Source organism: Cryobacterium sp. MLB-32, from assembly GCF_000738085.1.
Taxonomy (GTDB): domain Bacteria; phylum Actinomycetota; class Actinomycetes; order Actinomycetales; family Microbacteriaceae; genus Cryobacterium.
Genome location: NZ_JPRS01000756.1, coordinates 1 through 476 on the forward strand (window position 1 = coordinate 1; position 476 = coordinate 476).

1 pseudogene is annotated in these 476 nt (G+C 56.1%); it reads left to right on the plus strand.

Going from position 1 to position 476, the window contains the following annotated elements:
• Positions 1–476 (plus strand): annotated as a pseudogene (locus tag JF66_RS21235) (TerC family protein); the annotation flags it as partial.

Genomic DNA, 476 nt, shown 5'->3' on the forward strand with positions numbered 1-476 from the left:
TGATCGAGAACTTCAGCTGGATCTTCTATATCTTCGGCGCTTCCTGCTCTACACGGCGATCAAGCAGGCATTCTCGAACGAAGACGAGGATGAGGACACCGAGAACGGCTTCATCCGCCTGTTGCGCCGCCGGATCAGTATCTCCTCCCAGTACGACGGTTCCAAGATTCGCACCCTGATCGACGGCAAGAAGATCTTTACACCCATGCTCATCGTCTTCCTGGCGATCGGCACCACGGACCTGATCTTCGCCCTGGACTCGATCCCCGCCATCTTCGGCATCACGACAAGTCCGTTCATCGTCTTCACCGCCAACGTGTTTGCTCTGATGGGACTGCGCCAGCTGTACTTCCTTCTCGGTGGGCTGCTCGAACGGCTCGAATACCTCAAATACGGCATCGCGGTCATCCTCGCCTTCATCGGTGTCAAGCTCGTGCTCCATGCCCTGCACACCAATGAATTGCCTTTCATCAACG